Below are 7,874 nucleotides of genomic sequence, written 5' to 3' on the forward strand. Positions count from 1 at the left end.
TGATCAGTCTTTAGCGCGTTCGACGTATGATGCGTCTTCCGTGCGGACTACGATGCGTTCACCAGCTTCGATGAAAGGCGGTACCAGTGTTTTCACGCCGTTTGCAAGCAGAGCAGGCTTGTAGGATGAAGATGCTGTTTGGCCTTTAACCACTGGGTCCGCTTCTGCGATTTCAAGCGTGACTTGTGGTGGTAGGGAAACGCCAACGGCATCACCTTCAACTAGCTTCACACCGAGCTGCATGTTGTCTTGCAGGAATGGGAGCTGGTCCCCCAGTAGGTCACTTGGCAGCATGACTTGGTCGAATGTTTCTGGGTCCATGAGGACCAGATTTTCGCCATCCATGTAGGAATAGTTGTAGTCTTTGTCTTCCGTGATCAGACGTTCAACGGAATCAGCGGTGCGCCAGCGTTCGTTGGTTTTGTTGCCGGTCTTCAGGTCACGCATTTCGACTTGGATGAAAGCGCCGCCTTTACCCGGGGTAATGATCTGCTGCTTTAGAACGGTCCAGCGGCGGCCATCATGCTCGATGACTTGGCCGGCGCGGATAAGATTGGCTTGTTGTTTCATGTCTCTGTCCTGATCCCGAAGGAATTGCGTCTTTAATAAAAAGTACGTTGTGAGCCGCTTCTAGCGCCGCTTTGGGGGGAACGGCAAGGCGGGAGGTTATTTTTCCGGTATCGTTACGCAAACGTGCAGTGTTTAGGTGAAGTGGTTGAGTTCCCCATTAGGAGAACGAACGGCGTTCGGCGTGTTGGGTTCAAGGTAATTGGGGCCGATGGGCACTTTCCCTTTTCCACCCGGAATATCGAGCACATAGGTTGGCCATGCAAGGCCAGTTACACGGCCGCGCAAGCGTGAGAGTAGGGCTTGGCCTTCCTCAATGGGGACATGGAAATGTGCCGTTCCGGGGGCGGAGTCGAGGTGATGGAGGTAATAAGGCTTGATGCGCGCAGTGACGAGGGCCCGGAGCAAGCCTTCGAGTGTTTCTTCCGTATCGTTCACGCCGCGTAGTAGAACGGATTGCGATAAGACAGGAATAGCGCGGGCTAGAATGGAGCGTATGCCGCTACGTGCTTCTGCGGTGAGTTCGCGGGCGTGGTTAATATGCGCGACGAGCCACATGGCGCGGTCTGTTTCAAGGGCATCCAAGAGTTCCGGCGTTAGTCGTGCGGGGTCTGCGACGGGCACGCGGGAGTGAATACGGATTGTCTCAATATGGGGAATGCTGGAGAGGGCCGCGATAATATATTTGAGACGGCGCGGAGAGAGCATGAGCGGGTCGCCGCCGGTCAGGATAATTTCGGTTACCTTTGGGTGTTCTGCAATCCACGTTAAGGCACGCTCAAGGTCTTGCTCGTTGAGGAGGCCTCCATCGGGGCCGACATGCTCACGGCGGAAGCAAAAACGGCAATAAAGCGGGCAGATCAGGAGAGGTTTGAGTAGTGCTCGGTCTTCATAGCGATGGACAATGCCGGGGACCGGGGAGAGGGCATCATCGCCAATTGGATCAATATTCTCGTGGGGAAGTGTGATGGCTTCATGCGCGGTTGGGATGACCTGTCGGCCGATGGGGTCATCGGGGTGGGTTATGAGGTCTTGGAATGCTTTTGGTACGGCAGTTGCGTAGCGCTCACTAACGCCCTCTAAAGCCGTAGCTTGATCTGGGGGAACGAGCCCTGCTGCGACCAAGTCATCCGTGTTGCGTAAAACGCGTGAGGCGGATTTGGGCGTGGTGGGGGTAGTGTTGGTGGTGTGTTTGACCCTATCGTGCATGGGCATGGCTCTAGCCTTCTGAGGGGCGGGTCTGCAAGCAATCACGTGTTGCTGAGGGATGTTTTGTTTGTGTCCCGCTTAATCAAGGATGAAAGAATGTCGGTGACGGCCTTAGACCCAGATCGTATTGCGGAGCGCCTGCCTTTGTTAAAGCGCCGGATGGAGATGGTGGGGCAGACTCGACGCTTTTTTGAAAACAGGGCGTATCTTGAGGTGGAAACGCCTTATGCGGTGCCTGTGCCGGGGGAGGAGGTGCATTTGCGCTGTTTCCGCACGATGCTGGAGCGGCCAGATGGTACGTCAGAGGTGCGCTTTCTACATACGAGTCCGGAGTTCGCTATGAAGCGGATTGTTGCGGCAAGTGGGCAGGCTATCTTCCAGTTGGCGCGTGTGTGGCGGAACGGTGAAGCGAGCCATACGCATCATCCTGAATTTACGATGTTGGAGTGGTATCGCCCCGGTGCGGATCTTTCGTCTTTGATGGATGAGACGGAAGCTTATGTGAAGGCACTCCTGCCAGAGACGGTTTGGCGTGATGAGCAGCATATTCCGATTCATGTGCCGTTTGAGCGTTTAACCATGCAGGATGCGTTTGCGCGTTATGTTGGTGCGGATCTACTGGGGACGGCAGGGGATGCTGATGCTCTAGCGCAGCAAGCGCGGGTGGTGTTGCGTGATGGAGAGACGTGGGAAGATCTCTTTTTCCGCCTTCTGCTGGATAAAATTGAGCCTGTGATTGGGCGTGAGCAGCCGACATTTCTGACACATTGGCCCGCAGAGCAGGCGGCACTGGCCCGGAAAGATCCGGTAGATTCGCGCGGTGCTTTACGTTTTGAGTTGTATATTGGCGGGATTGAGCTTGCGAATGCCTTTGAAGAATTAACAGACCCGGTGGAGCAACGGGCACGGTTTGAGGCGGATCGTTCGCGGCGGGTGGCGTTGACGCCTGAGCAGGATTGGCCTTTGGATGAAGCGTTTTTGACAGCTTTGGCCGGGATGCCGGAGTGTTCGGGCATTGCATTGGGATTTGACCGTTTAGTGATGTTAGCGACGGGCGCGCCTGCGCTGCGTGACATTTTGTGGTTGGTATGACTGAATGGCAGCTTGCTAGAGTTTAATCCGCAGGCGCGGTCTTTCGCGCTATAGTGTCAGTTCCTGTATTATCCAGTTCTATACCTATAATCATTGAAGGGTTTGGGGTTATGAAAGTCGCACCATTTCTCGCTGTTGCCGCATTGTTGGGGCTTTCTGCTTGTGAAGTTCCAACATTGGAACAGCGGAAAGTTTTGGATTCTATGGTCGGTAAAAATGAGGTGGATGTGGTGCGGCAGTTCGGTGTGCCAAGCCGCAGCTTCCAGACACAGGGCCACTCTTTCCTCGCTTATATACAGAATGCCACAGAATATACCGGTGGCGGCGGCTGGGGCTGGGGAGGTTGGGGCGCGCCAGGCTTTGGTTATGGTGGTTGGGGCGGCGGCTGGGGCGGTGGTTTTGGCGGCTTTGGCGGTGGTTGGGGGGCGCCGGGTTGGGGGTACGGTGGCTTCCCCGGGACAGCGTATAATGTAAGTTGCCAAACGACGTTTGAGTTGGTGGCTGGGCGTGTTGTCGGATGGACAATGCGTGGTGACGGTTGCTGATTCATAATGGCAAGAGGCCACGAAAAGGTGGTTTGTGGAGAAAATATGAGCCTGAACGCACGTTTTATTTGGCCTGTTGTTGCTTGTCTTACCTTGGCTGGGTGCCATGGCTGGCAGCAGAAGAAGATGGTGTTGCCGCACCCGCAAGATAGCTTTCAAACGCGTGGGAATGTGGCCGCGAAATCGATGCCAGATGCTCTGCCGTTGACGCGGTTGCCTGATATTGACGGCAGGGCGGATAGTCCGGCGGCCTATCGTGCGCCTGCCATGCCGTCTTTTGCGGATCGTCCTTTGCAAGAGAACGTGGAAGCTTCTATTGAGCTTGCTGATTATGCTCAGGTTCTGCGTCAAGCTGGTGTGATGCCGTGGTTGAATGGGAATGGCCCATATACCGTTTTTGCAGTGCCGAATGCTGCGTTGGAACGGTTTGCCGCGCAGACGGGTGGGAGTGTGTCTTCATCATATACGCAAGCACTTCTAGCGAGCATTGCACGTTATACGGTGGTGCAAGGGCATTGGGACGAAGCTGCGCTGAGTAAAGCGATGCAGCGCTCACGGCATACAACGATTGCGTTGAAAGCTTTGTCAGGGCAGTGGCTTTATGTGCAAGCCGTGCCAGAGGGGGGCTTCTCTGTTGGTAATGGGCGTGATCCAGCCGTTCGACTGTGGGGAACGTCGTTCCCGCAATCGAACGGTGTTTTGTACTTCCTACGTGATGTTGTAGCGCCTGCCCAACGGTAAGGCGTTTTACGCTGAAATGGCAGTGATGATGGGCTGTAAAGTGTCTGCATCACTGCCATTAAGCGCGATCGTAATATCGAGAAAATCGGCTCCAGCATTTTGTGCGGCAATGGCGGCTTCAGCTGTTGTTACGCCTTCTGCAACGCTCGGTAGTTCGGCAACGCTGCACCACCATGTCAGCAAAGCCGTTTCGTGGTGTGGGAACGCAATATAATCCGCGCCGTTTTCTCCAGCCTGCATAGCGTCATCGCGGGTTTGGCAGAACATGCCGATTTGAAGCGTATCGGCGGCGTGACTGCGCCAATAGGTCAGTGCTTCGTAGGTGCTGACATGAATGCCGTCAGCGCTCTCTAGAAAATGTTTTGGGATTGTGTAGCTGCTGTCTGATGTGGCGATCATAAGGGCAACATCGTGCTGGTGCAGTTCTTTCAGCAAGCGTTGCAGACTATGCGCGGATAAATCAAAGGTAGAGGGCAGGCGTAATGCGGTGACTTCCGGGTGCGCAAGCAGTGAGGGAAGGTGCTGGAGGAGAGCGCAGCTTGATGCTGAGGGATTAATGCTCAGATATAGTTCGGCAGATGGCATGGTTGTGTCTCAGGGTTGTGATGATGAAAAAGGGAGGCTGTTGGGGCGCTGGTTTAAAATACGCCCAGTCCACGAGGGGGCAGAAGAAAGGGCTTTTATCTGGGCGGAGGTAGTACGGCAGATGACCCACCCGATTCCAGCATTAAGTGCTTGTTGTGCCAGTGCGGCAGAGGCTCCGCAATCGAGGATTGAAAGAGGGGCTTGATCTCCGACGACCTGTAGCCACCACAGAATACCCAAAGCCGCGCCGCTATGTTCTGGTGCAAGGGCAATCCATGGTTGAGGGTGTTTTGTTGCGCAGGCTTTCTGCTCATATTGTGACGAAATGGTATAAATAGCCACAGATGATGGCAGTGTGGTGCTTGACGGCAGGGGGAGTTCGGGGTTCTTCTGCATAGTGGATATGACTATAAAGGGGTTCCGGCATAATCGGAACGGGCCCCGTGCGGTGGGGAGCGCGCAGCGTTTTGAGCGAACAGCCGGATATGCAAAGCGAGAATGGTGCAATCGAGCGGATCGAAAGTGCGTTTGAGCGTTTGGCCAGTCTCGTTAAGAAGCAGGCGGAAGAGCGAGATGCTTTGGTGCGCTCTCATGATGACCAGCCAGACATCCAAGAGATTGCGGCCAATATTGATGCCTTATGCGTTAGGATCGAAACTGTTCTTGCGCAGACGGGGGGTGAGTAAATGGGGCAAGTTTCTATCCGTTTGAATGGATACACCTATGGCGTTGGCTGTCGGAACGGTGAGGAATCTCACTTGCATGATATGGCGCAGCAGGTGGAAAGTTGGGTGCAGCGTGCGCGTTCATTCGGCGGGGCGCCAAGCGAAGCGAAGACATTGGTGATGGCTGCTCTATTAATGGCCGACGAAATCCATGATTTGCGGCGTGATTTGCAGGCGGCAGAAAAGAAGGCTGAAAAAGCAGCGAAGCCTCCGGTTGATGTGGGCGCTCAGGCAAGGAAAGAGCGTTTGTTGGCATTGGCGGAAACGGCCGAACATTTTATTGCGCAAGCAGAAAACGATTAATTTCAGTTTTTTTGCGTTGAAACTCAGAAGAAGGCGGCTCATATAAGCCTCGGAGCTGCCTGGTGCGTCAGGCGAATCAACCCCCGGGCCGATAAGCATTCCTTAGGGAACTGGCTCTGTCGTGGCCCTGGTCACGTTACCCGGTGCCCACCTGCACTTGCAGGTCTAGGAGGGCTGAAAAAGGCCAACGGCTATGGCGGCTCCACATTCTCTTTCTTTAGAATATCAAAAAGCAACTCTGCGGGCGAGTATGTTGCAACGGCGACGCGTGGGGATTGATGAAGCGTTGGGCGCTGCTCTGAGAGGGCGCATATTGCAGGCCTTAGATGGCTTAAATGTTCAAACGATTGGTGCCGTTTGGCCTATGGGGCAAGAAGTGGACTTGCGCCCGATATTCCCCCTTTTGTTAGAAAAAGGGTATAATGTAGCCCTCCCCGAAACGCCTCCGAAGGGCGAACCGCTCTTGTTCCGGAAATGGTTGCCTGACGTTGCTATGAAAGAAGGGCGTTTTCGCACGCTTTATCCGGATAGTGCTGTCTTGGTTCCAGATCTTTTGCTTGTTCCGTTATTGGCATTTGACCGGCGGGGATATCGTCTGGGATATGGTGGCGGCTATTATGATAGAACGTTGGCGCGGTTATGTGTGCCAGCATTTGGATTTGGGGCTGCGTGGCAAGAAGTGCCGGTTGTGCCTACCGGACCTTATGACTGTCCGCTGAGGGGCATTATAACAGAGCGGGACACTATAAGGTCTCGCCTTCGTGGGAAGGTTTGATTTTGAAGATTCTTTTTCTCGGTGACATTGTCGGGCGTACTGGCCGTGAAGCAGTTATGCGGCAATTGCCCGGCTGGCGGGAAAAGCTGAAGCTCGATTTGGTTGTCGCAAATGCAGAGAACGCCTCACATGGGTATGGCTTGTCGCCTGAAATAGGACGCGCACTTCTTAAATCAGGCGTTGATGTCATCACCTTAGGGAACCATGCATGGGACCGGCGGGATATGTTGCGTGAGATTAACCAGATGCCGAACATTGTACGGCCGGTTAATTATCCGCTCGGTACGCCGGGGCAGGGGCATTATACAGTTGATGTTGGGCGTGGGCGCCGTGCTTTGGTGATTAATGCGATGGGGCGTATTTTCATGGACCCGTTGGATGACCCTTTCCGTGCGGTGAGTGACGTTTTATCACGCCATAAGTTGGGTGTGACCGTTCATGCGGTGGTGATTGATATTCACGCTGAAGCGACAAGTGAAAAAATAGGCTTTGGACATTATTTTGATGGGCGCGCTTCGGTTGTGGTTGGAACGCACACGCATGTTCCAACGGCAGACCATCGTATTTTGCCGGGCGGCACAGCTTTGCAGACGGATGCTGGTATGTGTGGTGACTATAATAGCGTCATTGGCATGGGGAAGGAGGCTTCACTTCATCGGCTTGTGCGGAAAATTCCGGGAGAGCGGCCGCAGCCAGCAGAGGGTGAGGCGACTGTTTGTGGTTTGATGGTTGAAACAGATGATGCCACTGGGTTGGCCGTGCGGGTTGCTCCTCTGCGGGTTGGTGGTGGATTAGCGCCAAATTGGCCAGACTTTTGAGTGGATTGGAAAAACCGGGCGTTGCCCGGTTTTTTGTATTTTTTTTGGTTATTTTTGTTTCGATTAGTGAATGTATTTTGGGGATAAAGTTTTTGTATTGAGGTTTTGATTGGGTTTTGATTGGGTTTTGAGTGTGTGTATGTGTTGTGTGACGGTTGTTTGACAGTGGTGAGTGATGTGCTTATAAGCGCCTTCACCGACGCGGTGGTGCCTTTCTTGAGGCGCTGAGCGGTGGTAAAGATGAGTTCTTTGACAATTGAAGATTGATGAATTGGAAGGGATATGTTGGCGGCGTTTTGATGCTGGTGATGGGGCTGAAAGTTCCTGATCTGGATTAGGACGCGGTATAAGCCGATGTATCTTATTTTGAGATGCTTTGAATTATGCTTTGTGTTTTTGTTTGGGTTTATGGGATTGAACCTGAGAGTTTGATCCTGGCTCAGAGCGAACGCTGGCGGCATGCTTAACACATGCAAGTCGCACGGACCTTTCGGGGTGAGTGGCGGACGGGTAA

At 53.7% G+C, this 7,874-nt stretch carries 11 protein-coding genes, 1 rRNA gene and 1 other RNA gene; 9 read left to right on the forward strand and 4 right to left on the reverse strand.

Features of this window, described 5'->3' with window-relative positions; translation table 11 throughout:
- Positions 1-3: 3 nt before the first annotated feature.
- Complete coding sequence (gene efp, locus NTH01S_RS02910; RefSeq protein WP_068169201.1) at positions 4-570, reverse strand: elongation factor P; 567 nt, start codon at positions 568-570, stop codon at positions 4-6.
- A gap of 132 nt (positions 571-702) precedes the next feature.
- Positions 703-1,776, reverse strand: a complete 1,074-nt coding sequence (locus NTH01S_RS02915; protein WP_068169238.1) for a lysine-2,3-aminomutase-like protein — start codon at positions 1,774-1,776, stop codon at positions 703-705.
- Positions 1,777-1,872: 96 nt separating this feature from the next.
- Between NTH01S_RS02915 and epmA the strand changes: the two genes are divergently transcribed.
- From epmA to NTH01S_RS02930, 3 genes are all read left to right on the forward strand, one after another.
- Entirely contained in the window at positions 1,873-2,868 is a 996-nt protein-coding gene (gene epmA, locus NTH01S_RS02920) for an EF-P lysine aminoacylase EpmA (RefSeq protein ID WP_068169204.1), read from the forward strand.
- Between the two features lie 110 nt (positions 2,869-2,978).
- Positions 2,979-3,413, forward strand: a complete 435-nt coding sequence (locus tag NTH01S_RS11850; RefSeq protein ID WP_068169207.1) for a hypothetical protein — start codon at positions 2,979-2,981, stop codon at positions 3,411-3,413.
- Between the two features lie 45 nt (positions 3,414-3,458).
- Entirely contained in the window at positions 3,459-4,154 is a 696-nt protein-coding gene (locus tag NTH01S_RS02930) for a fasciclin domain-containing protein (RefSeq protein WP_068169211.1), read from the forward strand.
- Positions 4,155-4,160: 6 nt separating this feature from the next.
- Here the strand turns inward: NTH01S_RS02930 and NTH01S_RS02935 are convergent, their stop codons facing one another.
- Together NTH01S_RS02935 and NTH01S_RS02940 are read right to left on the reverse strand one after the other, a co-directional pair.
- Positions 4,161-4,739: a thiamine phosphate synthase gene (locus tag NTH01S_RS02935; protein ID WP_068169215.1), complete on the reverse strand. Its 579-nt coding sequence runs from the start codon at positions 4,737-4,739 to the stop codon at positions 4,161-4,163.
- A 9-nt stretch (positions 4,740-4,748) separates the two neighbouring features.
- Positions 4,749-5,135: a hypothetical protein gene (locus tag NTH01S_RS02940; protein WP_068169219.1), complete on the reverse strand. Its 387-nt coding sequence runs from the start codon at positions 5,133-5,135 to the stop codon at positions 4,749-4,751.
- Positions 5,136-5,206: 71 nt separating this feature from the next.
- Between NTH01S_RS02940 and NTH01S_RS02945 the strand changes: the two genes are divergently transcribed.
- The 6 genes from NTH01S_RS02945 to NTH01S_RS11985 form a co-directional block, all read left to right on the forward strand.
- Positions 5,207-5,425 carry a hypothetical protein gene (locus NTH01S_RS02945; protein WP_157070841.1) on the forward strand — a complete coding sequence of 73 codons (219 nt, stop codon included), beginning with the start codon at positions 5,207-5,209 and terminating at the stop codon, positions 5,423-5,425.
- Positions 5,426-5,767 (forward strand): cell division protein ZapA, encoded by a 342-nt coding sequence (locus tag NTH01S_RS02950; protein ID WP_068169225.1) that lies wholly within the window; start codon positions 5,426-5,428, stop codon positions 5,765-5,767.
- Positions 5,768-5,816: 49 nt separating this feature from the next.
- Positions 5,817-5,974: non-coding RNA, 6S RNA (ssrS, locus tag NTH01S_RS02955), on the forward strand.
- The gene (locus NTH01S_RS02960; RefSeq protein ID WP_068169227.1) at positions 5,961-6,542 is read left to right on the forward strand and encodes a 5-formyltetrahydrofolate cyclo-ligase; all 582 of its coding nucleotides are present in this window, start codon (positions 5,961-5,963) and stop codon (positions 6,540-6,542) included. The genes ssrS and NTH01S_RS02960 overlap by 14 nt, the downstream gene beginning before the upstream one ends.
- Before the next feature lie 2 nt (positions 6,543-6,544).
- On the forward strand, positions 6,545-7,360 hold the full coding sequence (locus NTH01S_RS02965; RefSeq protein ID WP_068169240.1) for a TIGR00282 family metallophosphoesterase: 816 nt from the start codon (positions 6,545-6,547) through the stop codon (positions 7,358-7,360).
- A 416-nt stretch (positions 7,361-7,776) separates the two neighbouring features.
- A 16S ribosomal RNA gene (locus NTH01S_RS11985) occupies positions 7,777-7,874 on the forward strand; the annotation flags it as partial.

The sequence above is a fragment of the Neokomagataea thailandica NBRC 106555 genome, assembly GCF_001598495.1.
Taxonomy (GTDB): Bacteria; Pseudomonadota; Alphaproteobacteria; order Acetobacterales; family Acetobacteraceae; genus Gluconobacter; species Gluconobacter thailandicus_A.

Bases quoted from the DNA above. Each gene is read 5' to 3' on its own strand.
- efp (WP_068169201.1), bottom strand. From the start codon at position 570: ATGAAACAACAAGCCAATCTTATCCGCGCCGGCCAAGTCATCGAGCAT.
- NTH01S_RS02915 (WP_068169238.1), bottom strand. From the start codon at position 1,776: ATGCACGATAGGGTCAAACACACCACCAACACTACCCCCACCACGCCC.
- epmA (WP_068169204.1), top strand. From the start codon at position 1,873: ATGTCGGTGACGGCCTTAGACCCAGATCGTATTGCGGAGCGCCTGCCT.
- NTH01S_RS11850 (WP_068169207.1), top strand. From the start codon at position 2,979: ATGAAAGTCGCACCATTTCTCGCTGTTGCCGCATTGTTGGGGCTTTCT.
- NTH01S_RS02930 (WP_068169211.1), top strand. From the start codon at position 3,459: ATGAGCCTGAACGCACGTTTTATTTGGCCTGTTGTTGCTTGTCTTACC.
- NTH01S_RS02935 (WP_068169215.1), bottom strand. From the start codon at position 4,739: ATGCCATCTGCCGAACTATATCTGAGCATTAATCCCTCAGCATCAAGC.
- NTH01S_RS02940 (WP_068169219.1), bottom strand. From the start codon at position 5,135: ATGCAGAAGAACCCCGAACTCCCCCTGCCGTCAAGCACCACACTGCCA.
- NTH01S_RS02950 (WP_068169225.1), top strand. From the start codon at position 5,426: ATGGGGCAAGTTTCTATCCGTTTGAATGGATACACCTATGGCGTTGGC.
- NTH01S_RS02960 (WP_068169227.1), top strand. From the start codon at position 5,961: ATGGCGGCTCCACATTCTCTTTCTTTAGAATATCAAAAAGCAACTCTG.